Source organism: Marinicauda sp. Alg238-R41 (assembly GCF_947331485.1).
GTDB classification, from domain to species: Bacteria; Pseudomonadota; Alphaproteobacteria; order Caulobacterales; family Maricaulaceae; genus Marinicauda; species Marinicauda pacifica.
The window spans coordinates 717,994-741,882 of the sequence record NZ_CAMZOJ010000001.1 but is presented as its reverse complement, the minus strand read 5'-3'; the positions used below and the strand labels follow the sequence as shown (position 1 = coordinate 741,882).

Sequence of the window (23,889 nt, the reverse complement as noted above, 5' to 3'; positions counted from 1 at the left end):
ACTCTTGTCCGGCGGGGTCCGCCGGAAAAACCTTCGTAACTCGTCCTAGACCGCCTCGGCGCCCGCGATGATCTCGATCAGCTCGGTCGTGATCTTCGCCTGGCGGGTGCGGTTGTATTCCAGATTCAGCTTGTCGATCAGCTCGCCGGCATTGCGCGTCGCGCTGTCCATCGCGGCCATGCGCGCGCCCATCTCGCCGGCCGCGTTCTCGAGCAGGGAGCTCAAGATGACGGTGTCGACATAGCGCGGCAGCAGGGCTTCGAGGATGCTTTCTTCGTCCGGCTCATACTCGTACAGCGCACCCTTCAGGTCGGGACGCGGAACGCTGTCATCGATCGCTTCACGCGCAGGAATGATCGTCTGCGTCTGCGGCTTCTGCGTCATGACGTTGACGAACTCGGCGCTGATGATCTGGCAGACGTCGAATTCGCCGGCTTCGAACCGCGTGCGGATGGACGTTCCGATGCGACCCGCTGTGGCCGAGTCGATCTTCTTGACGTCGCGCAGCTCGATCCGCTCCACGATCTTGTCCGCATACAGGCGCTTGAGCTGCTCGTAGCCCTTCTTGCCGACCGTGATGATCTCGACCGACTTGCCCTCGCGCAGGAGCTCGGAAATCCGCTCGCGCGCGCGCCGCACGATATTCGTGTTGAAACCGCCGCACAGGCCGCGGTCGGCGGTGGCGACGACCAGCAGATAGCGTTCCGACTTGCCGGTACCGATCAGCATGCGCGGCGCATCCGGCCCGGTCATCGAATTGGACAGGTTGGCAACGACCGCATTCATCTTCTCGGCGTAGGGACGCGCGAGTTCGGCAGCCTCCTGCGCGCGGCGAAGCTTCGCTGCGGCGACCATCTGCATGGCCTTGGTGATCTTCTTGGTCGAGTTGACCGAGGTGATCCGGTTTTTGAGTTCCTTAAGGGAGGCCATGGGCTTTCCTTGCTGCCAATCCCTAGACCAGGACCGAGAGGGCGCGTCCGAACTGAATCCCGGCGGCGAACAGAAGTACCGCGGACAGGAAGGCTCCCAGTGTCAGCACTGCGGAGCGCTCCTTGGCATTCAAGTCTTCGAACCAGCCCTTCAAGCCGCCGGTCATGGGATCGGTCTCCCGTCTTGTCTACGCGAAGTGAGTGGTGAAGGCTTCGAGCGTCGCCTTCAGTTCGGCCTGGGTGTCGTCGCTGAGCTTCTTCTCCTTGCGGATGGTCTCGAGCAGGGAGCCCTTTTCCGCATGAAGATGGCGCAGCAATTCTTCCTCGTAGCGGCCGATCTCCTTGACCGGCAGCTTGTCCAGGAAGCCGCGCGTGCCTGCGTACATCACGCAGACCTGCTCTTCCATAGACAGCGGCGAGAATTGCGGCTGCTTGAGGAGCTCGGTCAGGCGCTCGCCGCGGGCCAGCAGGCGCTGGGTGGCCGCGTCAAGATCGGAACCGAACTGGGCAAAGGCCGCCATCTCGCGATACTGGGCCAACTCACCCTTGATCTTGCCGGCTGCTTCCTTGGTCGCCTTGGTCTGCGCCGCAGACCCCACGCGGCTGACCGAGAGGCCGACGTTCACGGCCGGGCGGATGCCCTGGTAGAACAGGTCGGTTTCCAGGAAGATCTGACCGTCGGTGATCGAGATCACGTTGGTCGGAATGTAGGCCGACACGTCGTTGGCCTGGGTCTCGATGATCGGCAGAGCCGTCAGCGAACCCGAACCATGATCGTCATTCAGCTTCGCAGCGCGTTCCAGCAGGCGGGAGTGGAGGTAGAACACGTCGCCAGGATAGGCTTCGCGGCCCGGCGGGCGGCGCAGAAGCAGAGACATCTGGCGGTACGCCACGGCCTGCTTGGACAGGTCATCGTACACGATCAGGGCGTGCATACCGTTATCGCGGAAATATTCGCCCATCGCACATGCGGTGAAGGGGGCGAGATACTGCATCGGGGCCGGATCGGACGCCGTGGCGGCTACGACGATCGTGTAGTCCAGCGCACCGTTTTCTTCCAGAGTCTTGACGACCTGGGCCACGGTCGAGCGCTTTTGGCCGATCGCGACGTAGATGCAGAAGAGTTTCTCGTTCTCTTCACCGGTTTCGTGAACCTGCTTCTGGTTCAGGATCGTGTCGATACAGATCGCCGACTTGCCGGTCTGGCGGTCGCCAATGATCAGCTCGCGCTGGCCGCGGCCGACCGGGATCATCGAGTCGATCGCCTTGATGCCCGTCGCCATCGGCTCGTGCACCGATTTACGCGGCAGAATGCCCGGGGCCTTCACGTCGACACGGCGGTTTTCCGCCACGTCCTTGAGCGGACCCTTGCCGTCGATCGGCTCGCCCAGCGCGTTCACGACACGGCCCAGCAGGCCCTTGCCGACCGGGGCATCCACGATGGAGCCCAGACGCTTGACGGTGTCGCCTTCCTTGATGCCGCGGTCGTCGCCGAAGATCACGACGCCGACATTGTCGCGCTCAAGGTTCAGAGCCATGCCCTTGATGCCGCCCGGAAACTCGACGAGTTCACCGGCCCGCACATCGTCCAGGCCGTGGATGCGGGCAATGCCGTCACCCACCGACAGAACGGTCCCGACGTCGGAGACTTCCGCTTCGGCACCGAAATTCTTGATTTGATCTTTGAGGATCGCGGAAATTTCCGCCGCCCGGATATCCATGGCCTCAAGCCTCTTTCATCGCGTTTCGCATCCCCTCCAACTTCGTACGAAGGGAGGAGTCGAACATGCGCGAGCCGACCTTCACGACCAGCCCGCCAATCAGTTCTGGGTTCACTTCCGCGCGCACCTCGACATCGCGACCGAGGGCGGATTTCAACGCCGCCTGCAGCTCTTTTAGCTGGGCGGCAGTGAGTTTGTCAGCGCTTTCGACATCAGCCGTCGTCGCACCACGGCGCTCGGCAGCCATCTGCTTGAAGGCCCGCACCGCATCAGGCAGGTCGCCGGCGCGTGCATTGCGCGCCATGACTGCCACAAAATTCTTCGTCAGATCGCCAAGACCAAGCTTGTCGGCCAGAGCCGAAAATGCGTTCACCTTGTCATCGCGCCCGTAGAGCGGGCTCGCGGCCACAAGACGCAGCTCGGACGACTGCGCAAACGCCTCGCCGAGCGTCGTCAGGTCCGCTTCGGTCGCGTCAAGCGACTTGGCTTCGAGGGCCAGCTCGAACAAGGCCTTCGCATAGCGCTTGCCCGCCTCGCCCGTAATCGCGTTCTCGCCGGTGGTCACCGTTTTCAGGTCCGCTCGCTTCTCATGATTGACGCTTGCTTTGAAGGTGTCGCATTGGACCGCGACCAAGCATCTGAATGTTTTGAACTTTTTTGAGCCAAATTCAGGCGTTGCACGCCGTGCCCGGATCAGTCCGGCGCTCAGTTAGCACAGGGGTCCCTGCCCGGCAACCATATCCAGCCATACCGCGTGCATATCTCTGCGTTGCGCGCCGAGTTCTAGGCCTTTTTGCGCGCCTTCTTCGCGAAAATGTTGAGCGTCTCCACAAGCAGGGAGAAGGCGATCGCGAAATAGAGGTAGCCGCGCGGAATGTGAGAGCCGAGCCCGTCGGCAATCAATGCCACCCCGACCAGAATGAGGAAGGACAGCGCGAGCATCTTCGTCGTCGGGTGACGGTTGATGAAGCCAGCCACGGTCTCCGCAGCCAGGATCATGACCCCGATGGCGAGAACCACGGCTGCGATCATGACCGCAATCACGTCAGTCATGCCCACTGCCGTGATGACGCTGTCGAGCGAGAAAACGATATCGATCAACCCGATCTGCATCACCGTCATGGTGAAGCCCGCCTCGACGGTCCCTGTGTCCTGGGCATCATCGCCCTCCACCGCATGGTGAATCTCTATTGTGGCCTTGGCGAGCAGGAAGCCGCCCCCGGCCAGCAGCACCAGATCGCGCCAGCTGAACTCCAGCTCGAACAGGGTAAAGGCCAGCTGCTCCAGCTGGGCGATCCACACCAGGCCGATCAACATCACGACGCGCAAGCCGAGCGCGAGCAGCAGGCCGAGCCGGCGGGCCATTGCGCGCTGACTCTCCGGTAGGCGGTCAGCCATCACTGCGACGAAGATGATGTTGTCGATCCCCAGCACGATCTCGAGAAAGGCCAGCGTGACGAAGGAGGCCCAGATGGCCGGATCGGAGAGGAGTTCAAACATGCAAAAAGGAACTTCGATCTGAGGAGCGGGGACGGTGTCTGCCTATCCTAACTCGGTCAAGGGCCATCGAGTTGTCGGGCACGCGCAGTTTTCCCGGAGATTTAGCGATTATTCACTCAGAGATTGCGCTCCCTAGCGATAGCCTGGAGCGCAGACCATTTCCAACACGGGTATGCGCCATGGCCACGAATCTGAGTCTCGTATTCGTCATTCTCTTGTCAGGCCTGCCTGCCGCGTCAGCCCAGTCGGAGGATTTACGGGCGGCAATGTCCGCTCCAATCCAGATTGAGCGCGAAAGCGGGCCGACGCGCATACCGCTCGACTGGCGCATGCAGAAACTCTTTATCGAAGCCTCGGTCGACGGGAGGAGGTCTGGCACCTTTCTCTTCGACACCGGCTCGCCCACCATCCTTTCGCGCCGCTTTGCCGACACGCTTGAGCTGGAGGTTCTCGGGCAAAACACCGGTGTCGACGCGAATGGCAATGCCGTGACGATGGACGTGGCCCGGGTTGAGACGCTCGCGCTGGGCGACACAGTCTTCCATGGCGTACCGGTTCTGGTCTTCGATTTCGGGTCGCTGGAGATGGGCACATGCTTCATGCGCGACGGAGTCATCGGCTCCGAAATCCTGCCGGGAAGCGCCTGGCGGATTGATGTGGAGCAGGGCGAACTTACGCTGGCTGAGGACGGTGAGGCCCTCGGCACGCGTGAGACGGCGGTAAGCGCCCCGCTTCACGATTTCGGCTATCCGCATATGCCGATCGTAGATTACGCGCTGGGCGATGTTACCGACCGCGCGCTGTTCGATACCGGAAGCGCTGAAGAGGTCGCCCTCTTCCGCCCGGTCGCCGAGAGCGGACCGGTGCGCGCACTCATGGTCGACGGCAGCCGCATGACGGGGCAAGGCTCCGAAGGAGTCTCGGCTGGCGGTCGCGGCGAGGTGCAGGCGCTATCGCGCTTCGACCTGACGGGCTTCGAGATCGGAGGCACGCGCCTCGGCGAGGTCACGGCGACGACCCGCAGCGTACCCCCCAGCCTGATCGGAGCCGGGATGCTGAACCGGTATCACGTGGTGCTGGACTATCCAGGCGGTGAATTCCGGCTTGAGCCACGCGAAGCCCCCGAAGCACCCAGGGCGCACGCAGGCTTCGCCGTCGGCTATGAGGAGGGAGCCGGACGCGTATTGCAGCTTTTCACACCCAGCCCGGCGCAGGCGGCGGGCTTGCAGCTGCACGACCGTGTCATCGAGATCAACGGTCGTCTGCTTGATGGCGCGGACGCAGAGCAACGCTGCGACCAGGCCTTGTGGCTGGCGCAGTCCTTCTCCGGCGCCGAGGGCGGCGAGTTCGTGATCCTTCGCGATGGAGAGCGACTGACCCTCACCATCCCGCCTGTGGAAGGTTGACAGGCTAGAGGAAGGAGTATGGCTCGATATCGACGCTTGAGCGAATGGCCGCAGGGATTTTCACGCGGGCCATCCAGGCGCGCATATAGGCCGAGACGTCCACCCGGCGTTCGGCCTGAACCAGGAAGCGCTTGCGCCAGCGCCCGCGAACAACCGCCAGCGGAGCGTCCGCAGGCCCGAAGACCTCCACCCCCTCCGCATGCGGCGCCGCAGCCGCAACTTCGCGCGCGCAATTCTCCAGCCTCTCCGGCTCCGGGCCGGACAGGATGAGTGCCGCGAGCCGGCCATAGGGCGGCAGTTTCAGCATTTCGCGCATCATCCGCTCGGCGTCCAGGAAGGCCGTGCGGTCGCCCGCCACGAGCGCCTGGATCGCCTCGTGATCGGGCTGGTGCGTCTGCAACAGGGCGCGGCCCGGCCGATCGGCGCGGCCTGCACGGCCCGCAGCCTGGACGAGCATCTGATAGGTGCGTTCCCCGGCGCGCAAATCTCCACCGGCGAGGCCCAGATCGGCATCGACCACCCCGACCAGCGTCAGCCGGGGAAAGTTGTGCCCCTTCGCTGCAATCTGGGTGCCCACCAGGATGTCGATCTCCCCGCGCTCCATCCGCCCCACAAGCGCGCGTACGGCGTCGGCGCCCTGGGTCGTGTCGGACGAGAAGACCTCCACGACGGCGTCCGGGAAGCGGTGGCGCGCCTCCTCGGCGACACGCTCCACACCGGGGCCGACCCCGGTCAGGCTGTCCTGCGCACCGCATTCGGGACACGCCTTGGGCTTGGGCATGGAAAATCCGGTCGTGTGACAGATCAGCCGGCCGGTATAGCGGTGCTCGACGAGCCAGCGATCGGTTTCCGGGCTCTTCATCTTGTGACCACACGCCCGGCACAAAACCAGCGGAGCAAAGCCGCGCCGGTTGAGGTAGAGCAGGCTCTGCTCACCCTTTTCATAGACCTGGGCCATCTCGGCGATCAGCGGCTCCGACAGCCAGTTGCCCTTTTCAGGCGGGAAGTCGCGCAGATCGATCGTGTCGATCTCGGGCAGCTGAGCGGTGCCGGCCCGGCCCGGCAGACGGATATGGACGTAGCGGCCTGCTTCAGCGTTAACGAGGCTTTCCAGGGACGGTGTGGCGCTTGCCAGTATGGTCAGCGCGCCCTCCAGCTTGCCGCGTGCCACCGCCAGGTCGCGGGCATGATAGGTCAGGCCCTCGTCCTGCTTGTAAGTCGGGTCGTGCTCCTCATCCACGATCGTGCAGCGCAGCCGCGTGAACGGCAGGAAGAGCGCGGAGCGCGCACCGGCAACGATCCGGGCCCGCCCGCTGGCCACTTCGCGCCAGACGCGGCGCCGTTCCTTCTGGCCGATGTCGGAATGCCACAGCGCAGGGCGCGCACCGAAGCGTGCCTCGAAGCGGTCCATGACCGACTGCGTCAGCGCGATCTCGGGCAGAAGTACGAGAATCTGGGCTTCCGGTTCGCGGCGCAGAAGCTCGGCGATAGCCTCGAAATAGACTTCGGTCTTGCCCGACCCCGTCACCCCGTCGATCAACGCGCATTGAAATCCACCCGCCGACACGAGGCGGCGCAGGGTAATGGCAGCGTCGGCCTGGATCTGGTTCAGAGCCACGCCTTCGCGATAGGGATCCGGGTCGTCGAAAGGCGGATCGGTCGGCCGGTCCTCTCCGATCAGAACTCCAAGGTCGACCAGGCCTTTGACCACCGATCCGGACACTCCCGCCGCCCGCGCCAGGTCGGCAGCGCTCGTCGCCTGCCCGGCCGCCGCCTCCAGCACCGCTTGCCGGGCCGGGGTCTGGCGTTGGGGCTGTGCGCCGGACAGCCGGTAGACCGTTTCCACTGGCGAGGGCCTGAGCGCGGAGGTGCTGCGCAGCACCTGGCGCAGAATCACACCCGGCGGTTCGACAAGATAGCCCGCGGCCCAGTCGACGAAACGCCTCGTGCCTTCACCCAGGCGCGGGCCGCCTATGGCGTGTTCGATTGATTTCAACGCGCGTCCGCCGGATTCCGGCTTCACCTCCCACACCACGCCCTGCGCCATCCGCCCGCCCAGCGGGGCAGCAACATGGTCGCCCGGCTCCACTTCCATGTCCTCCGGGATCGCGTAGTCGAATGCCTCGGGGAGCGGGAGAGGAAAGAGAATGGCCGCACAGGGCCTGGGTCCGAATAGATCGCTCAAAACGTGCCGTGAACCGGAGTAGAGTGTTGAAGGGCAGGCCGGGAGCCTATCAGAGCCCTGCATCCGATGCGCCAGAGTTAACGCATTCGAAAAGCGGGCGCTGACATGTAGGAGACAGATTTGCTTCCAGCCAAGAGCGTGACGATGTCTGACACTGATTCCTCCAAACCGTCCCATCTTCGCGTTGTGCCGAGCAGCCCGCACACGGCCGACATCGACGCGCTCAAAGCCGAGAGCGTCGTGGACATCAACGCGGCTGCGCGCGCCAAGCTGCAGGCCGAAATCCGCCGCCTGAAAGCCACCAACGACGCGTTGATCTCTCTGGCCAAGGCCAATCTGGCCGTCCAGGCCCAGACCCATTCGGCCGTGCTGGCCCTGCTGGAAGCGGAGAGCCTGGCTGCGCTCGATCGCAAGCTGGCCGGCCGGGTGGCCGCGGCACTGAATGTCGATCTGATCCGCGTCTTCATCGAAGGCCATGCTCCGCTGAAAAGCGCTGAGTCCATCCTGGGGGCCGCGCCCGACCTGGCCGGCTCTCTGCTGGGGGAGGCCAGCGAACGTCTGGGCCCGGTCGACCGGCGATTTGCCGATGCACTCTATGGCCCCCAGGCCAACCGTCAGCAGGCCGAGGCCATGGTGCGGCTGAGCATTGGCGGACGCACAGGCGTGCTCTGCCTGGCGGCACGAGACCACGAGGCGTTCACGCCGGACCAGGGCAGCGACCTGCTTCATTTCCTCGCCCGCGTGATAGAACGCCGGCTTGTCTCTTTCCTGCGCGATGGCTGACCGGGTTCTCCTCTTCGAGGCAATGCGCGCCTTTGCCGACCATCTGTCCGGCGAGCGGCGGCTGAGCCCGCGCACGGTCGAGGCCTATGGCCGCGATCTGGAACAGCTCGACAGCTTCCTGACCGGTCATCTGGGCAAACGGCCGGACCTGAGAGTACTGGCCGGGCTGAGCCCGGGGGACTGGCGCGCCTTTCTGGCGGCGCGCCGCGGCGAGGGCGTCGGGCCGCGAACCTTGCAGCGCCAGCTCTCGGCGGTCCGCGCCTTCCTGGGTTATGCGAGGCGCCGGTGGGGCATAGAGAATGCGAGCCTTGCCCTGATCGACGCGCCCAAGGCGCCGAGGCGCACACCCCGGCCGGTCAGCCGGACAGCCGCACTCGACCTGATCGCGGACGCGGCAGCTAACATCGACCTGCCAGACTGGGTGCGACGGCGCGACGGCGCGCTGCTGACCCTGCTCTACGGGGCCGGCCTGCGCATATCTGAAGCGCTGTCCCTGACCGGAGCGGACACGCCCCTGCCCGACGTGCTGCGCATGACAGGCAAGGGCGGAAAGACGCGGATCGTGCCAGTCCTGCCGGCGGTACGCGACGCGGTGGAAGCCTATGTCGAGGCTTGCCCGTTCGAGCTGGAGCGGGATGACGCGCTGTTCCGCGCGGTGCGCGGCGGACCGATGACGCCGCGCGCAGCCCAGTCAATGATGCAGGCGCTGAGAAGCCGGCTGGGGCTGGCTGCGACCGCGACGCCGCATGCGTTGCGCCATGCCTTTGCGACCCATTTGCTGGCGGGCGGGGGTGACCTCAGGGCGATCCAGGAATTGCTCGGCCATGCGTCGCTGTCCACGACGCAGGTCTACGCCGAGATCGAGGCGGAGGGCCTGATGCGGGTCCATGCCGCGACACACCCGAGGGCGAGAAAAGGCCGGCAGTGAGAGTCCGGACCGGGCTCCTACTACGACTACTACCAGTCCGGACCGGACCGCTTCCGGTCTAGCCGGTGCAGCGGTAGATGCCGCGATAGCCGATCGTGCGGCCCTGTTCGATCTCCAGCATCAACGTGGCCGACTGGCCGCCGACCGGCGTGACGGTGATCTGCACGCCGTCGGCATTCATCACCGCGCCGTCAGCCAGGTCGCCGCCGGCCTGTGCGGAGAGGGGCACGATCATGCCGCGCAGCTTGACGATGCCCCGCGCCGGGCTACCCGGCCGGGTAACGAGAACCGGCTCGCCGGTCGCCGTATAGAAGAAGCGGCAGCCCGCTTCGCCGGGCAGCGCCGCCGCGATATCGCGGTCGGACAGGCCTTCGGGATCGGTCTTGTTCAGCATCGGGCGTTCCAGCGCCTCGGCCCAGCTGCCCACCGGCGCAGCCTCCTCGGGCGGGGCTTGCGTGGGACCGGCGCGTTCGCCTTCCAGGTCATCGATCAGATAATACATTTCCGCGATCTCGCGCTCCTGGGCGGCGATGATGCCGTCGGCCAGCTGACGAACGCGCGGATCGGCAATCGCCGCGCGCGAACTGGTCATGATCGCGATCGAGTGGTGCGGGATCATCGCGCGCATATAGCTGACCTGGCCGACAGTGACCTGGCTGCGCACAAGGAAAAGCGCCAGCGCGAACACCACAGCCGACCCGGCGAAGATCGCCAGATTGAGCGAGGTCTTCTTGTACATGCTCCACATGAAGCCGAGCATGATGGCGGCCATGGCCGCTCCCATCACGATCGCCATGTAGACGCGCGTTTCGCTGAAATCGACATGACCCAGCGCGAAGGTATTGAGATACATCAGCACGAACATCGTGACCGTCGAGGTCGCGATCATCGCGGCAAACCGCCAATAGGACATGAGCCAGTCCTCATCGCTTGAACTGAAGCGACAAACGCGAGGAGGCGCGTGCGGTTCCTAGCCGGGCGTGCGGACTGCGGTCTCGCCGGTGCCGAGCGCGAGCACTTCCCCGGCCAGGTAGAGCGAGCCGCAGATCAGGATGCGCGGATGGTCATAGTCCTCGCACGCATCGCGGACCGCTTCGGCAAGGCCCGCCGCGGTCTGGGCGGGAATGCCGGCTGTCCGCGCGGCGTCGGCGGTCGATTGCGCGCTCTGGGCGCCCTCGCGCCCGCCGGCAAAGGTGACCGCGATTACCCGGCTGGCCAGACCCTCGAAATAGGCAAAGAAGGCCGCGGCATCCTTGTTGATCGAGAAAGCCGAGATGAGCACAAGGGGGCGTTCCTCGCCGGATTCCAGTTCGCCCAGGCTTGCCGCGAGCACTTCGGCGGCAGCCGGATTGTGCCCGCCATCAAGCCAGAGGACCGCGCCATGGCGCGCTGCAATCTGGTGCAGCGGGCCGCCGGTCAGGCGCTGGAGCCGGGCCGGCCAGCGGGCTTTCGGCAGACCTTCACGTGCGGCTTCCTCGTCGAGCCCGGCAAGGCGCGCCGCCCGGATCGCCACGGCCGCATTGGCAATCTGGTGAGACCCGATCAGCCCGGGGGCGGGCAGATCCCAGAGCAGCTCCTCTTCCTCATAGACCAGCCGGCCATGTTCGGGATAGGCGCGGAAATCCTGCCCCCACAGATAGAGGGGCGCGCCCATCGCGTTGGCCACAGACACGATGACATGCTCGGCCTCGAGCATTTGCGGGCCGACAACGACCGGGCGATTGCGCTTGACGATGCCGGCCTTCTCCGCGGCGATCGCCTCGATCGTGTCCCCGAGAAATTCGCGGTGATCGAGGCTGACCGGGGTCAGCACGGTCACATCGGGCGCGATGAGCACATTGGTTGCATCCACCCGCCCCCCGAGCCCGGTTTCCAGGATCAGGCGCTCGGCCGGAGTCTCGGAAAACAACAGGAAAGCGGCGGCCGTCGTCACTTCGAAAAAGGTGATGGGCGCATCGCCATTGGCCGCTTCGCACCGGGCAAAGGCATCGGCCAGACGCGCATCGTCCACGACCTGGCCCGCCAGGGTGATGCGCTCGTTGAAGCGCACCAGATGCGGGGAGGTATAGACGTGAACACGCTCGCCCGCAGCCTCGAACATGGCCTTGAGGAAGGCGGCCGTGCTGCCCTTCCCGTTGGTCCCGGCAATATGGATGACGGGCGGCAGGCTGAGATGGGGATCGCCGAGCGCATGCAGCAACCGCTCGATCCGGTCGAGCGAGAGATCGATCTTCTTGGGATGCAGGCGGCCCAGGCGCTCAAGCGCGTTCTCGATGCTTTCCGGCGCGCCGGGACTGACCTGATCGTTCACGGTGGAGCCTAGCCCTGCGAAGGGGCTGGCTGCGTCTGGGCTTCAGGCGCGCGCGCCGCGGGAACGCCGCCAGTGGCGGGGCGATGTTCGGGACGCTTGAGCAGGGTGCGAAGGATATTGCCCAGCGTGCGCGGAAGATCGCGGCGGTCGACCACCTTGTCCACCATGCCCTTTTCCAGCAGGTATTCGGCCCGCTGGAAGCCGGGCGGCAGTTTCTCGCGGATCGTCTGCTCGATGACGCGCGGCCCGGCAAAGCCGATGAGCGCGCCCGGCTCGGCAATGTGAATATCGCCGAGCATGGCGTAGGAGGCCGTGACCCCGCCCGTGGTCGGGTCGGTCAGCACGACGATATAGGGCAGTTTCGCGTCCTTGAGCATCTGCACGCCCAGCGTGGTGCGCGGCATCTGCATCAGCGACAGGGCGCCTTCCTGCATGCGCGCGCCGCCGGCGGCGGTAAACACGATGAGCGGGGTGCGTTTCGCGACCGCGACTTCACACGCTTTCAGAAAGCCCTCCCCGGCCGCCATGCCGAGCGATCCGCCCATGAAGGAGAAGTCCTGAACCAGGATGGTGGTATCCACCCCGTCCACGCGTCCCACACCGATCACCATGGCGTCGTCGCGCCCGGTCTTCTTGCGCGCCGCGGTCAGACGGCTGGTATAGGGCTTGTCATCGCGAAACTTCAGCGGATCGCGCGCCACCTGGGGCGATTCCACCGTCTCCCAGTCACCGTCGAACGTGTATTTGAAGCGCAGGTCCGGGCCGATGCGCATGTGGTGGCCGGCCGGGGTGACGTAGAAGCTGGATTCCAGGTCCTTGTGGAAGACCATCTCACCGGAGACCGGGCATTTGATCCACAGATTCTCCGGCGTATCGCGCTTGGAGAACATCTTGGAGACGCCGGGCGGAGTGATCCGGGAAAGCCAGTTCATGTCAGATCCTTGTTCTGCCGGCCCTTGAGGACCGAACCTCACTTCTAACGCGCCGAGTGGGCCGCGTCAGCCAGTGTCTTCGCCAGCTTCAGCGCGCCGTCCACACCCGAGGCGTTGAGCGCGTCGACAATGGCCGAACCGACCACGACCGCATCGGCGACCCGGGCGATTTCGGCGGCGCGTTCAGGCGTTTTTACACCAAAACCGACCGCGACGGGCAAATTGGCTGCCTTTCGCACGCGATCGACCGCGCCGGACACGACGGCGGTTTCCCCGACGCCGCTGCCCGTCACGCCGGTCGTGGAGACGTAATAGACAAAGCCGGACGTATCCTCGACCACCCGCGGCAGGCGCGCATCGTCGGTAGTGGGCGTGGCCAGACGGATCAGGGACAGGCCCTGCGCCTTCAGGCCTTCACGCAGCTCGGTGTCTTCTTCCGGCGGCAGGTCGACACAGATCACGCCATCCGCGCCCGCCTGCGATGCCGCTTCGGCAAACGCGCCAAAGCCATAGGCGTAGAACGGGTTCGCATATCCCATCAGCACAACGGGGGTCCCGGTATCGGTTTCGCGAAAGCGCCGGACCAGATCGAGCGTGCCGCGCAGCGTCATGCCGCCATCGAGCGCACGCAGGGCCGCGCGCTGGATCGGCGGGCCGTCGGCCATCGGATCGGTAAAGGGCACGCCCAGCTCGATAACGTCGGCGCCTGCTTCGGCGAGCCCCGTCATCATGGCAAGTGTTGTGTCCGCATCCGGGTCGCCGGCCATGACATAGGCGACGAAGCCGGCTTTGCCGTCCGATTTCAGACGATCGAAAGTGGGAGTGAGGCGGGTCATGGGTGCTCTTCTAGTCCAACCTGTTCAAGATGAAACCCCGGCCCCGCGCTACGCGCGAGCCGGGGCCTGAATAACGCTTTGCGCCCGATCGGCAAGACATCTGGCGCGCTGCGCAGCCGGGATTTCAGCCCGCCTTCTTCCTTTGCGCATCCACGAAGGCGCGCAGCACAGCGTTGATGCGGGTCTGATAGCCGCGTCCACCCTGCTTGAAGAAATCGAGAATATCGCGGTCGAGCCGCACCGTGACCTGCTTCTTGCCATGGCCGGGATGCCAGATGGCCTGGGCGAACTCCTCCTCGGTCCATTCGGGGACGTCGGAGGTGTCGATGTCCTCGTCCGGCTTATCGGCCAGGCGGCGCAGCTCTTCTTTCTGCTCTTCAGTCAAAGGAGGAAGGTCTTCAAGTCTGACCCGGATGGTGCGTCCCATGATAGAGTCTCCTCTCCTTGCGCTTGGCGGGGCGGGCGGAGATCAATCGGCTGATCCCGGCCCGGTCGGTATGAATGATGCTGACCATCAGAACGTCATCAAGCATTCCGATCGTTTTCAGCCGCATCTCGCCGTCGCCACCCGGCCGCGCGAGCACCGTGACATGATCGCTCGAGAATACTCGCACCGCCCGGTCAAAGCTGATGCCATGCTTTTCCCGGTTGGCGCGGTTCTTGGCGTCGTCCCATTCGAATTCCACAATGTAACTACATTTGTCGTTACGGACAAGCGCGTATCAGGCGACGCACGAGGCGGAATTCAACTATTGGGAGAAAGCGGCCGAGGCTCAAGAGAAAACAGAGTGGGACAGGCGGAGGTTATACGCCACGTCCGGGATCGGCGACGGCTCCGCGCCCGGCCAGGCGCGGAGCCGAATACAGCGACAGGCCTAAAGCTCGGCCTCCAGCGTAATCCCGAAGACACGCGGGCGACCGAGGAGGGCCGCCTCACGTCCTGGATAGACGTATTCGACATACTCCTCATCGAGGAGATTCTGGGCATAGAGATAGGCGCCCCAGCGCTCGCCGCGATAGCCGAAACGACCGTTCAGCAGGGTCCGCGCATCGGCCTTGGGCCGGTCGGCCTGATTGACGCCCACTGTCGTGAACGCGTCCGACTGGTGACTGGCATTGAGATTGGCAGTCAGGCCGCTGTCCCAGTTGTAATTAGCGCCGGCTGAGACCGTCCAATGCGGGGCATAGGCGAATTCGGCGCCGGAAAAATCGCTGCCGGTCTGGCCGACATCGACGGTGAACTCGTCAAACTCGGTCCGGGTATGGCCGAGAGACGCATAAACGTCGAAGCGGTTCGATGGCGCATAGCGCGTCTCGATTTCGAACCCGTAGACATGGGACTGGCCGGCATTGAGGGTCTGGCTGTCGTAAGAGTTGAGGCCCAGATTGACGTTCACCTGCTGTTCGGTCCAGTCGATATAGAAGGCGTTGGCGTTCAGCGTCAGGGCATCGTCGAACCAGGACGAACGCAGGGACAGCTCGTAATTCCACGTGAACTCCGGATCGTAGGGCGTGACCGACGCGCGTGCGATATTGGTCGAGAGCCCGCCCGAGCGATAGCCGCGCTGGACGATGAAACTGGTAGCCACGCTGTCGGTCCAGTCATGGGTCACGCCCAGCTTGGGCAGGAAGGCTTCAAACTCACGCGGCTCGCTGGCAGGCGCTTGTCCGCCGGCCTGAGCGACGATGCCGGCCACGCCCCCGTTGATCGCCTGAAACGCGGTATGGATGAGCGACCCCGGGACGCCGTAGCTGGCAGGATCTGGATAGGTCCCCGCGAAGTCCGTGGTCTGGGACAGGGTCTCGACATGCTTCTCGCGGTCATAGCGGAATCCGAAGATGAGCGCGGTGCGCGGCGCGAGCTGATAGCTGGCGTCGCCAAACAGGGCGTAGCTCTCGATCTCACGGTCGGCCTGGCTGGAGAAATCGACCGGGATCACCGGCAATGCCTGCAGGTAGAGATCGGTGATGAAGGCGGCCTGCGCCGGGCTGGCGCCATAGCCCAGCAACAGGCCCTGAATGGTATTGCCCGGCGTTTCGACATTCGTGAGGCTTTGCGTTGCCTCATCGGCGATCCGCTTCGAGTAGAATGCGCCCAGCACGCCTTCGAGCCGGTCGCCGCCATAGGACAGGCGAACCTCCTGGGTCGTGGTCTCGTAGGTTTCGTCGCGCATCCCGTAGGAGAGCGACTGCGCGGTCAGATCGCCGTCATAGCGTCCGATCACCTGAGCCTCGTTGAATGAGGTCACGCTGGTGACAGACAGGCGATCGGACACATCGTAGCCGAGCGTCAGGCTGGCCAGATCGGTGGAGGTGTCGCTGGCGTTGATGTCGTTGGACAGGTCGATCCGGTCGTCGAACGGGTTCGCCGTGTCGGTACGCACATAGGTGTAGACATAACCGCCCTCGCGCTCGCTGCGCAGATAGTTGAGACGGGCCGAGAATGCGGGCAACGCGGACGGCTCCCACAACAGTGCGCCGCGCAGCGTATAGGCGTCGAGCGTATCGGAGCGATCATTGCGCACCGGGTTGGAGACAATGCCGTCCGCCTGCCGGTCCTCATAGGCGATGCGGAAAGCGAGTTCGTCGTCCAGGACAGGTCCGCCCGCCGCAATGGCGAACTCCCGCTCGCCAACATCGCTGGCGCGTACGCGAGCCCTGGCCTCATAGTCGTAGCCCGGTTCACGCGACTGGATGATCACTGCGCCTGCCAGCGTATTGCGGCCCTGCAGCGTCGACTGGGGGCCACGCAGGACCTCGACCTGGGCCACGTCCCATAGGTCGAGGGGTCCGTTATACAGAAGGCGAGAAGGCAGTGGGGCGCCGTCGAGATAGACGGTCGTCAGCTCGCTGGAGCCACCACCGGACACGTTGGTGTTGCTGATGCCGCGTATCGTGAAGCCCGAGCCGCCATAGGTGTCGGCGACATTGGCGGTGCGCTGAAGGATATCGGCCAGCTCCTGCAGCGATTCCCGCTCGATCTGCACGGCTGTCGTGACATCCACGCTCGTCGGCGTGTCCTGAAGCGAGCGCTCGATCTTCTCACCGCGCACGACAACGATGTCAGCGGGGGCCCCGCCCGCCTGAGCCAAGGCCCCCGATCCCAGCAGCGTCCCGCCCAGCGCTGCTCCCAGAAGTGCGAAATTGCGTTTCATAACCTGTCCCATCTCACTTTTGCGAATGATAGTGCGAATGATTCGCAACTTCATAGTGACAGGAGGAGGCGGACGCAAGGGCCGCAAAGGCGCATTACTGTAAGGTACAAGCGGGCCGCGCAGGATGGTGATCCGCCCTGGCTCGCGAATGCAGGACAGTGGCGTGCGTGCCGGCCGCCAGGACGCGGACTGCGGGACAGCAAGCCTTCAGACGGCAGGCTGGCTTAGAGCTCCACACCCAGCGCCTTGGCGACGGAGAAGACGTCCTTGTCGCCGCGGCCGCACATATTCATCAGGATGACGCCGTCCTTGCCCAGCTCCTTGGCGAGGTCTCGCACCCGGGCCAGCGCATGGGCGGGTTCGAGTGCCGGGATGATGCCCTCGAGCTTCGAGCAGATCTGGAACATTTCCAGCGCCTCGGCATCGGTCGCATGGCGGTACTCGGCCCGGCCAACGTCATGAAGGAAGGCGTGCTCGGGGCCGATGCCGGGATAGTCCAGCCCCGCCGAGATGGAGTGCCCCTCGACGATCTGGCCGTCATCATCCTGCAGGAGATAAGTCTTGTTGCCGTGCAGGATGCCCGGCTTGCCGCCATTCAGGCTGGCTGCGTGGTCGGGTGTGTCGACACCCTTGCCGGCGGCCTCGACCCCGATCAGGCGCACGCTCTCATCCTCCAGGAAGGGATGAAACAGGCCCATCGCGTTCGATCCGCCGCCAATGCAGGCGACCGCCGCGTCGGGCAATCGGCCGATCCGGTCGAGCATCTGGGCGCGTGCCTCGCGTCCGATGACGCTCTGGAAGTCGCGCACCATTGCCGGGTAGGGATGCGGGCCGGCAACGGTCCCGATGACGTAGAAGGTATCGTCAGGATTGGTCACCCAGTCGCGCAGGGCCTCGTTCATCGCATCTTTCAGCGTGCCGCGGCCGCTGGTCACCGCGTGGACCTTGGCGCCCAGCAGCTTCATGCGGAACACGTTCGGCGACTGGCGCTCCACGTCGTGCGCGCCCATGAAGACCTCGCACGGAATGCCGAAGCGCGCGGCCACGGTGGCGGTCGCGACGCCATGCTGGCCCGCCCCGGTCTCGGCGATGATGCGCGTCTTGCCCATGAGCCGGGCCAGAAGCACCTGGCCCAGGCAGTTATTGATCTTGTGCGCGCCGGTATGGTTGAGCTCGTCGCGCTTGAACCAGATCTTCGCGCCGCCGAACTCTTCGGTCAGCCGCTCGGCAAAGTAGAGCGGGCTCGGACGTCCGATGAAGTCGCGCGACAGCTCCTCGAACGGTTCGGTGAATTCCGGCTTGTCGCGATAGGCCGCATAGGCCTTCTCCAGCGCGAGGATGTTCGGCATCAAGGTTTCGGCGACGAAGCGGCCGCCATACTCGCCAAACATGCCGCGAGCGTCGGGATAGCTGGAAAACGCGTTGGGCGCGGTGGTCATGATCGTGATGTTCCTGATGCAGCGCGAGCCGCGCCGATAAAGGCCGGGATGGCGTCAAGGTCCTTCACCCCGGGCGCCGATTCAACGCCGGATGCCACATCGACACCACGCGCGCCAGAGCGTGCGAGGGACTCGGCGACATTTTGCGGCGTCAGCCCGCCGGACAGGAGCCAGGGCGTCTCGCTTTCAAAATCGTGCAGAAGCGACCAGTCATAGGCCGCGCCCCAGCCGCCGGGCCGGTCGGCCCCTGCAGGAGGCTTGGCGTCGAAGACGAAGCCGTCGACATAGCCCTCATAGCGCCGGGCAGCCTGGAGATCGGCGGCGGAGGCTATGCCGAAGGCCTTCCACACGCCGCGTCGCGCATAGTGCCGCGCATCCTGGCAGCGCTGCGGGCTCTCCTGACCGTGAAGCTGGATATAGTCGGGCGCCATGCCGGTCAGCACGCGCGCCAGCATCGCGTCGTCGGGGTCGACCAGCACGGCGACGGAGCTGGCCGAGCCCTTACCCTTTGCATACGCGCCGGCCTCGGCGGCGGTCACGGCTCGCGGACTTTTCTCGAACACGATGAAGCCGAGATAGTCCGCGCCCGCATCCACGCTGGCGCCGACGGCCTCGGGCGAGTTCAGCCCGCAGATTTTGACACCGATGCTCATGAGGCCGGGATATAGCCGCCGGGGAGGCGCTCGGCCACTACCCGGCGGCAGACCGGCCGATTAATTAATTGCGGGCCTTGAGCAGGTCGCGGATTTCCTCGAGCAATTCCTCGTTGCGCGGTTTGGCCGGGGGTTGCTCGGGCGTATCGTCCTTCTTCTTGTCGGTCATGCGGTTCATCCCCTTGATCAGGAGGAAGAGCGCGAAGGCGAGCAGAAGAAAGCTGATGATCGCGTTGATGAAGAGGCCGTAATTGAGCGTCGCGGCGCCGGCCTCCTGTGCAGCCGCAAGGGAGTCGTAGCGCACTCCGTCGAGGGAGACATAGAGATTAGTGAAGTCCACCCCGCCGAAGAGAAGCCCCAGAGGCGGCATCAGGATGTCATCCACGAAGGACTTCACGATGGTGGAGAACGCACCGCCGAGAATGAAGCCGACCGCGAGATCGACCACATTTCCCCGCATCGCGAACTTCTTGAATTCATTGAACATCAGCGCATCCCTTCGAGCTTTGACAGAACGAAGGATAGGCCCGGGCGCCCCGCCCCGCACCTGAAATTTCCCGGCCGCTCCCGCCCGGTTCCGGAACGCGGTCGCGGCGCGCCTCATTGAAGAGGCGGACGCCAGGCAAAGAGGAGCACGGCCATGACGATGACGCTTGAAGGCAGCTGCCGCTGCGGCGCGGTGAGTTTCAGCGTGGAAAGCCACACGCCTTATCCCTACCAGCGCTGCTACTGCCGGATCTGCCGCAAGACAGCAGGAGGCGGAGGCTACGCCATCAACATCATGGGGCGCACCGATACGCTGAAGGTCGAGGGCGAAGACGATATCTCGATCTATCGCGCCGAGATCGACCGGGACGGCACGTGCGAGATCAGCTCCGGCCGGCGTCATTTTTGCTCGAAATGCGCCAGCGCGCTCCACCTGACCGACCCGAACTGGCCGGAGCTGGTCCATCCGATGGCATCGGCCATCGACACAGACCTGCCCGAACCTCCGCAGAGCGTGCATCTATTGCTGAAATACAAGGCGAGCTGGGTCGTCCCGCAAGTAGGCGAAGGCGATGACTGCTTTGAGGGATTCCCTCAGGAATCCATCGAGGACTGGCACAAATCGCGCGGGCTATGGATCGAGTAGCGGGATCGATTAGCGGCCGCGCGAGAGGTTGCGCGGCAACGCCCTACTTCTTGCCGTCGACGCGTTCGCGCAATTCCTTGCCCGTCTTGAAGAAGGGCACGTGCTTCTCCTTGACCTCGACACTTTCGCCGGTGCGCGGATTGCGACCGAGGCGCGGTGGGCGATTGCGCACCGAGAATGCCCCGAAGCCGCGAAGCTCCACCCGGTCGCCATTCTCGAGCGCCTGGGTGATCTCCTCGAGCACGGTGTTGACGACGCGCTCGACGTCTCGCTGGAACAGATGCGGGTTTGCTTCGGCCAATTTCGCGATGAGCTCGGACTTGATCATTCTCAAATACCCCGCTGAAAGTCTCTTGACCTTAGGTAATACGGGCAATGCCCGTCAATCGGTAACCCGCCTGAATCGCTAAAAAAATGGCCGGAGCGCGAAGCTCCGGCCATCCATTTCAAACAGGCAGGCCCTGTTTGCAGATTTCGACCCGGAATTACTCCTTGGTCTGATCCTTGAGCGCGGCGCCCAGGATATCGCCAAGCGAGGCCCCGGAGTCTGCCGAACCGTATTGCTGGACCGCCTCTTTCTCTTCGGCGACTTCCAGCGCCTTGATCGAGAGGGAGATGCGGCGGCTTGCCTTGTCGATATTGGTGACGCGAGCGTCGACCTTGTCACCGACAGAGAAGCGCTCGGGGCGCTGCTCGGCGCGGTCACGCGACAGGTCGGACTTGCGGATGAAGGCCTTGACCGGGTTTTCGTCACCGAAGGTCACTTCGATGCCGCCCGAGGTCACTTCGGTCACCGTGCAGGTCACGGTCGCACCGCGGGCTACGCCACCGGCGTCTTCCAGCGGATCGCCAGCCAGCTGCTTGATGCCGAGCGAGATGCGCTCTTTCTCGACGTCCACATCGAGGATCTTGGCGCGAACCATGTCGCCCTTGGAGTAGTCCTGGATGGCTTCCTCGCCGGAGCGATCCCAGTCCAGGTCGGACAGGTGGACCATGCCGTCAAGCTCTTCGTCGACGCCGATGAACAGACCGAATTCGGTGATGTTCTTGACCTCGCCCTCGACTTCGGAGCCGGCCGGGTGGGTTTCAGCGAAGATTTCCCAGGGATTGCGCTGGACCTGCTTGATGCCGAGCGAGATGCGGCGCTTGTCCGCATCGACGTCGAGCACCATGACTTCGACTTCCTGGGAAGTGGAGACGATCTTGCCCGGGTGGATGTTCTTCTTGGTCCAGGACATCTCGGAGACGTGGACCAGGCCCTCGACGCCGGGTTCCAGCTCCACGAATGCACCGTATTCGGCGATGTTCGTGACGCGGCCGGTGAAGGTGGCACCCACCGGATATTTGGCATCGACGCCTTCCCAAGGATCGGCCTGAAGCTGCTTCATGCCGAGCGAGATACGCTGGGTTTCCTTGTTGATCTTGATGATCTGGACGTTGACCGTCTGGCCGACTTCAACGACTTCGCTCGGATGGCCAACGCGGCTCCAGCTCATGTCGGTGACGTGCAGCAGGCCGTCAATGCCGCCGAGATCCACGAACGCACCGTAATCGGTGATGTTCTTCACGACGCCTTCGCGCACTTCGCCCTCGGCCAGCTGGCCGACGAGCTCGGCGCGCTGTTCGGCGCGGCTCTCTTCAAGCACGGCGCGGCGCGAGACAACGATATTGCCGCGCGGACGGTCCATTTTCAGGATCGCGAACGGCTGTTCCTTGTTCATCAGCGGGGTGACGTCGCGCACGGGGCGGATGTCGACCTGGCTGCCCGGCAGGAAGGCCGAGGCACCGCCGAGATCGACGGTGAAGCCGCCCTTGACGCGGCCCACGATGGCGCCGGCGACGGGCTCTTTGGTTTCGTATTGCGTTTCCAGACGGTCCCAGGCTTCCTCGCGGCGTGCCTTGTCGCGCGAGAGAACCGCTTCGCCCATCGCGTTTTCGATGCGCTCGAGATAGATGTCGACCTGGTCGCCGGTCTTGGGCAGGACGGCGCCGGGGCCGGCAAATTCGCGCAGCTGCACGCGGCCTTCGGTTTTCAGACCGACATCGATGATCACGAAATCGTTTTCGACGGCGGTGACGGTGCCCTTGATAACCGAACCTTCCATGAGGTCGCGGCTGGCAAGGGAGGCTTCGAGCATGTCGGCGAAATCGCCGCGGCTCGGGTTGGACGTCTGGGTATCGGACATATTGGCTAGATGGCTCCGTTAAAGGTCGTTCTATTCCGGCCGGCCGGTTGGATCCGGCGGTCTTGCCGCGGTGGCCCGCGAAGCAGTGGACTTGTGGGCCGTGTCGCGGCCGGAACGGTTCAACTCACAATGGACACGACGACAAACCGGCTCCGGCATGCTCGCCGTCCGGTCCTGACAAGTCGAGGGTCAAGGGGTTGAACAGCGAGGGCAGTGCGGAAGATCTGGCTCCGTGCCCGGCGATGCGCTCGTCCTTGCCGGACCTGACAGACAGGGCCAGCACGACGAAGCGCGCGCGTCCTTACTCCAAATGGCCTTTCAGCACAAGGGGCGAGAGCCAGATGCGTGCCTCGCGGAGTCAGTCGATATTCGCGCCGATGGCGGAAAAATCGTCAAAGAAGCCGGGATAGCTGGTTGCGATCATCGCAGTCTCGTCCACGCTCACCGGAGCCTGGCCCCCCAGGCCCAGCACCAGCCCCGCCATGGCCAGGCGGTGATCGTCGCGGGTTTCCACCCGGCCGCCCCCGGGCACGCCGGCAAGGCCCGCCCCGGTCACGATCAGATCGTCGCCCTCGATCTCCACCTTCACGCCATTGGCATCAAGCAGCGCAGCCGTGGAGCTGAGGCGATCGCTTTCCTTGGCCCGCAGCTCGCCCAGCCCGCGCATGCGGGTCTCGCCCTCGGCAAAGGCGGCCAGCACGGCCAGGATCGGGTACTCGTCGATCATGGACGGGGCGCGTAGCGCGGCGACGTCGACACCTTTCAGCTGCGAAGTGCGCACGGTGATGTCACACAGCGTTTCGCCACAGCGTGATCCGGCCGGGGTGAATTCGAGGTGGGCGCCCATTTCCTTCAGCACGTCGTACAGCCCGAAGCGGGCCGGATTGGTCATCACGCCCGCCACGGTCAGCTCGCTTTCCGGCGCGATCAGTCCGGCCGCGACGGCAAACGCCGCCGATGACGGGTCGCCCGGTATGGCCAGGTCGCAGGCCGTCAGGGACTGGCCGCCCGGCACCGTGATCACATGTCCGGCCGGATCGGCCTCGACACTCACATTGCCGCCAAACAGCGGGAGCATGTTTTCGGTATGGTTGCGCGTGGGCACCGGCTCACGCACCACCGTCTGCCCGCGCGCGCCGAGCGCGGCAAACATGACTGCGCTCTTCACCTGTGCGGACGCGACCGGCGGCGTGTAGTCGATCGCGATGAGGTTGCCGCCGGTCAGCCGTACGGGCAAGCGGCCGCCCTGGGCCGCCCCGGTCATGGCGCCCATGGCTTTCAGCGGAGCGAGCACGCGCTCCATAGGCCGGCGCGACAGGCTGGCATCGCCAACGAAGACCGCCGTCAGGGCGAAGCGCGAGGCCGCGCCCAGCAGAAGACGCGCAGCAGTTCCCGAATTGCCCATATCCAGAGGCTCGTCCGGATCGCGCCACTTCCCGCCCTCGATCGTCCACTGCCCCGGGCCGGTGCGCTCTACCCTGGCGCCAAGAGCCTCGACCGCGCGCAGGGTGGCCAGCACGTCTTCGCTCTCCAGCATGCCCTCAATATGGCTGACGCCCCCGGCCAGACCGGCCAGGATCGCAGCACGATGGGAACAGGACTTGTCGGCAGCGGTGTCGAGCCTGCCAGCGAGTCGGGAACTGTGCCGCGCCGTGGCGGGGCCGGAAATTTCTTGTCGGGGCAAGGGATTATTCACTGATGTCATGACGGGATATGGTGAACCGCCGGAATAAGGTGGAAAAGGGGTTTTGACAGGGCGCGGACAACGTGGCAACAGGCGCGCCGACTTCCAG

Annotated in this window: 23 protein-coding genes; 4 read left to right on the top strand and 19 right to left on the bottom strand. The window is 64.7% G+C overall.

Translation table 11 applies throughout. From position 1 onward, the window contains the following. Window positions 1–45: 45 nt before the first annotated feature. The 5 genes from PGP17_RS03465 to PGP17_RS03445 form a co-directional block, all read right to left on the bottom strand. Window positions 46–930: a F0F1 ATP synthase subunit gamma gene (locus PGP17_RS03465; RefSeq protein WP_135945435.1), complete on the bottom strand. Its 885-nt coding sequence runs from the start codon at window positions 928–930 to the stop codon at window positions 46–48. Window positions 931–952: 22 nt separating this feature from the next. Then, window positions 953–1,096 carry a hypothetical protein gene (locus tag PGP17_RS03460; RefSeq protein ID WP_158291295.1) on the bottom strand — a complete coding sequence of 48 codons (144 nt, stop codon included), beginning with the start codon at window positions 1,094–1,096 and terminating at the stop codon, window positions 953–955. Window positions 1,097–1,117: 21 nt separating this feature from the next. Continuing rightward, complete coding sequence (gene atpA, locus PGP17_RS03455; RefSeq protein WP_270374260.1) at window positions 1,118–2,650, bottom strand: F0F1 ATP synthase subunit alpha; 1,533 nt, start codon at window positions 2,648–2,650, stop codon at window positions 1,118–1,120. A gap of 4 nt (window positions 2,651–2,654) precedes the next feature. Next, window positions 2,655–3,215, bottom strand: coding sequence for a F0F1 ATP synthase subunit delta (locus PGP17_RS03450; protein WP_135945437.1), 561 nt, complete (start codon window positions 3,213–3,215; stop codon window positions 2,655–2,657). A 218-nt stretch (window positions 3,216–3,433) separates the two neighbouring features. Next, entirely contained in the window at window positions 3,434–4,150 is a 717-nt protein-coding gene (locus PGP17_RS03445) for a TerC family protein (RefSeq protein WP_135945438.1), read from the bottom strand. A 266-nt stretch (window positions 4,151–4,416) separates the two neighbouring features. Here PGP17_RS03445 and PGP17_RS03440 point away from each other — a divergent pair, with 266 nt between their 5' ends. After that, complete coding sequence (locus PGP17_RS03440; RefSeq protein ID WP_270374259.1) at window positions 4,417–5,556, top strand: aspartyl protease family protein; 1,140 nt, start codon at window positions 4,417–4,419, stop codon at window positions 5,554–5,556. 4 nt (window positions 5,557–5,560) lie between these two features. Here the strand turns inward: PGP17_RS03440 and PGP17_RS03435 are convergent, their stop codons facing one another. Beyond that, window positions 5,561–7,741, bottom strand: a complete 2,181-nt coding sequence (locus PGP17_RS03435) for a primosomal protein N' (RefSeq protein WP_270374258.1) — start codon at window positions 7,739–7,741, stop codon at window positions 5,561–5,563. Between the two features lie 144 nt (window positions 7,742–7,885). Between PGP17_RS03435 and PGP17_RS03430 the strand changes: the two genes are divergently transcribed. Together PGP17_RS03430 and PGP17_RS03425 are read left to right on the top strand one after the other, a co-directional pair. Next, entirely contained in the window at window positions 7,886–8,524 is a 639-nt protein-coding gene (locus PGP17_RS03430; protein ID WP_270374257.1) for a DUF484 family protein, read from the top strand. Continuing rightward, window positions 8,517–9,452: a tyrosine recombinase XerC gene (locus PGP17_RS03425; protein WP_270374256.1), complete on the top strand. Its 936-nt coding sequence runs from the start codon at window positions 8,517–8,519 to the stop codon at window positions 9,450–9,452. The genes PGP17_RS03430 and PGP17_RS03425 overlap by 8 nt, the downstream gene beginning before the upstream one ends. A 58-nt stretch (window positions 9,453–9,510) precedes the next feature. On the opposite strand, the gene PGP17_RS03420 is transcribed toward PGP17_RS03425, so the two are convergent. From PGP17_RS03420 to mscL, 10 genes are all read right to left on the bottom strand, one after another. Continuing rightward, the gene (locus PGP17_RS03420; RefSeq protein ID WP_270374255.1) at window positions 9,511–10,365 is read right to left on the bottom strand and encodes a DUF305 domain-containing protein; all 855 of its coding nucleotides are present in this window, start codon (window positions 10,363–10,365) and stop codon (window positions 9,511–9,513) included. Between the two features lie 57 nt (window positions 10,366–10,422). Next, window positions 10,423–11,763, bottom strand: coding sequence for a bifunctional folylpolyglutamate synthase/dihydrofolate synthase (locus PGP17_RS03415; protein ID WP_135945444.1), 1,341 nt, complete (start codon window positions 11,761–11,763; stop codon window positions 10,423–10,425). An 8-nt stretch (window positions 11,764–11,771) separates the two neighbouring features. Continuing rightward, the gene (gene accD / locus PGP17_RS03410; RefSeq protein WP_135945445.1) at window positions 11,772–12,695 is read right to left on the bottom strand and encodes an acetyl-CoA carboxylase, carboxyltransferase subunit beta; all 924 of its coding nucleotides are present in this window, start codon (window positions 12,693–12,695) and stop codon (window positions 11,772–11,774) included. A gap of 44 nt (window positions 12,696–12,739) precedes the next feature. Further along, on the bottom strand, window positions 12,740–13,531 hold the full coding sequence (gene trpA / locus PGP17_RS03405) for a tryptophan synthase subunit alpha (RefSeq protein WP_135945446.1): 792 nt from the start codon (window positions 13,529–13,531) through the stop codon (window positions 12,740–12,742). Between the two features lie 124 nt (window positions 13,532–13,655). Then, window positions 13,656–13,958 (bottom strand): BrnA antitoxin family protein, encoded by a 303-nt coding sequence (locus tag PGP17_RS03400; protein WP_270374254.1) that lies wholly within the window; start codon window positions 13,956–13,958, stop codon window positions 13,656–13,658. Continuing rightward, window positions 13,930–14,217, bottom strand: coding sequence for a BrnT family toxin (locus PGP17_RS03395; protein ID WP_270374253.1), 288 nt, complete (start codon window positions 14,215–14,217; stop codon window positions 13,930–13,932). The genes PGP17_RS03400 and PGP17_RS03395 overlap by 29 nt, the downstream gene beginning before the upstream one ends. A 189-nt stretch (window positions 14,218–14,406) precedes the next feature. Further along, a complete protein-coding gene (locus PGP17_RS03390; RefSeq protein ID WP_270374252.1) occupies window positions 14,407–16,686 on the bottom strand; it encodes a TonB-dependent receptor in 2,280 nt (759 codons plus the stop codon). Window positions 16,687–16,910: 224 nt separating this feature from the next. Continuing rightward, window positions 16,911–18,125, bottom strand: a complete 1,215-nt coding sequence (trpB, locus tag PGP17_RS03385; RefSeq protein ID WP_270374251.1) for a tryptophan synthase subunit beta — start codon at window positions 18,123–18,125, stop codon at window positions 16,911–16,913. Beyond that, window positions 18,122–18,778: a phosphoribosylanthranilate isomerase gene (locus tag PGP17_RS03380; protein ID WP_270374250.1), complete on the bottom strand. Its 657-nt coding sequence runs from the start codon at window positions 18,776–18,778 to the stop codon at window positions 18,122–18,124. The genes trpB and PGP17_RS03380 overlap by 4 nt, the downstream gene beginning before the upstream one ends. A gap of 64 nt (window positions 18,779–18,842) precedes the next feature. After that, on the bottom strand, window positions 18,843–19,265 hold the full coding sequence (mscL, locus tag PGP17_RS03375) for a large conductance mechanosensitive channel protein MscL (RefSeq protein WP_270374249.1): 423 nt from the start codon (window positions 19,263–19,265) through the stop codon (window positions 18,843–18,845). 153 nt (window positions 19,266–19,418) lie between these two features. Here mscL and PGP17_RS03370 point away from each other — a divergent pair, with 153 nt between their 5' ends. After that, entirely contained in the window at window positions 19,419–19,910 is a 492-nt protein-coding gene (locus tag PGP17_RS03370; RefSeq protein ID WP_270374248.1) for a GFA family protein, read from the top strand. Between the two features lie 43 nt (window positions 19,911–19,953). Here PGP17_RS03370 and PGP17_RS03365 read toward each other — a convergent pair whose 3' ends face one another. The 3 genes from PGP17_RS03365 to aroA all read right to left on the bottom strand — a co-directional run bounded on the left by PGP17_RS03365 (window position 19,954) and on the right by aroA (window position 23,801). Next, a complete protein-coding gene (locus PGP17_RS03365) occupies window positions 19,954–20,238 on the bottom strand; it encodes an integration host factor subunit beta (protein ID WP_135945451.1) in 285 nt (94 codons plus the stop codon). Between the two features lie 157 nt (window positions 20,239–20,395). After that, window positions 20,396–22,096, bottom strand: a complete 1,701-nt coding sequence (rpsA, locus tag PGP17_RS03360; protein WP_135945452.1) for a 30S ribosomal protein S1 — start codon at window positions 22,094–22,096, stop codon at window positions 20,396–20,398. A gap of 358 nt (window positions 22,097–22,454) precedes the next feature. Continuing rightward, window positions 22,455–23,801, bottom strand: coding sequence for a 3-phosphoshikimate 1-carboxyvinyltransferase (gene aroA, locus PGP17_RS03355; RefSeq protein WP_270374247.1), 1,347 nt, complete (start codon window positions 23,799–23,801; stop codon window positions 22,455–22,457). Window positions 23,802–23,889: the final 88 nt, after the last annotated feature.

Bases quoted from the DNA above. Each gene is read 5' to 3' on its own strand.
- PGP17_RS03445 (WP_135945438.1), bottom strand. From the start codon at position 4,150: ATGTTTGAACTCCTCTCCGATCCGGCCATCTGGGCCTCCTTCGTCACG.
- rpsA (WP_135945452.1), bottom strand. From the start codon at position 22,096: ATGTCCGATACCCAGACGTCCAACCCGAGCCGCGGCGATTTCGCCGAC.
- trpB (WP_270374251.1), bottom strand. From the start codon at position 18,125: ATGACCACCGCGCCCAACGCGTTTTCCAGCTATCCCGACGCTCGCGGC.
- PGP17_RS03425 (WP_270374256.1), top strand. From the start codon at position 8,517: ATGGCTGACCGGGTTCTCCTCTTCGAGGCAATGCGCGCCTTTGCCGAC.
- PGP17_RS03400 (WP_270374254.1), bottom strand. From the start codon at position 13,958: ATGGGACGCACCATCCGGGTCAGACTTGAAGACCTTCCTCCTTTGACT.
- PGP17_RS03460 (WP_158291295.1), bottom strand. From the start codon at position 1,096: ATGACCGGCGGCTTGAAGGGCTGGTTCGAAGACTTGAATGCCAAGGAG.
- PGP17_RS03465 (WP_135945435.1), bottom strand. From the start codon at position 930: ATGGCCTCCCTTAAGGAACTCAAAAACCGGATCACCTCGGTCAACTCG.
- PGP17_RS03440 (WP_270374259.1), top strand. From the start codon at position 4,417: ATGTCCGCTCCAATCCAGATTGAGCGCGAAAGCGGGCCGACGCGCATA.
- aroA (WP_270374247.1), bottom strand. From the start codon at position 23,801: ATGACATCAGTGAATAATCCCTTGCCCCGACAAGAAATTTCCGGCCCC.
- PGP17_RS03430 (WP_270374257.1), top strand. From the start codon at position 7,886: ATGTCTGACACTGATTCCTCCAAACCGTCCCATCTTCGCGTTGTGCCG.
- trpA (WP_135945446.1), bottom strand. From the start codon at position 13,531: ATGACCCGCCTCACTCCCACTTTCGATCGTCTGAAATCGGACGGCAAA.
- accD (WP_135945445.1), bottom strand. From the start codon at position 12,695: ATGAACTGGCTTTCCCGGATCACTCCGCCCGGCGTCTCCAAGATGTTC.
- PGP17_RS03370 (WP_270374248.1), top strand. From the start codon at position 19,419: ATGACGATGACGCTTGAAGGCAGCTGCCGCTGCGGCGCGGTGAGTTTC.
- PGP17_RS03390 (WP_270374252.1), bottom strand. From the start codon at position 16,686: ATGAAACGCAATTTCGCACTTCTGGGAGCAGCGCTGGGCGGGACGCTG.
- PGP17_RS03365 (WP_135945451.1), bottom strand. From the start codon at position 20,238: ATGATCAAGTCCGAGCTCATCGCGAAATTGGCCGAAGCAAACCCGCAT.
- PGP17_RS03380 (WP_270374250.1), bottom strand. From the start codon at position 18,778: ATGAGCATCGGTGTCAAAATCTGCGGGCTGAACTCGCCCGAGGCCGTC.
- PGP17_RS03420 (WP_270374255.1), bottom strand. From the start codon at position 10,365: ATGTCCTATTGGCGGTTTGCCGCGATGATCGCGACCTCGACGGTCACG.
- atpA (WP_270374260.1), bottom strand. From the start codon at position 2,650: ATGGATATCCGGGCGGCGGAAATTTCCGCGATCCTCAAAGATCAAATC.
- mscL (WP_270374249.1), bottom strand. From the start codon at position 19,265: ATGTTCAATGAATTCAAGAAGTTCGCGATGCGGGGAAATGTGGTCGAT.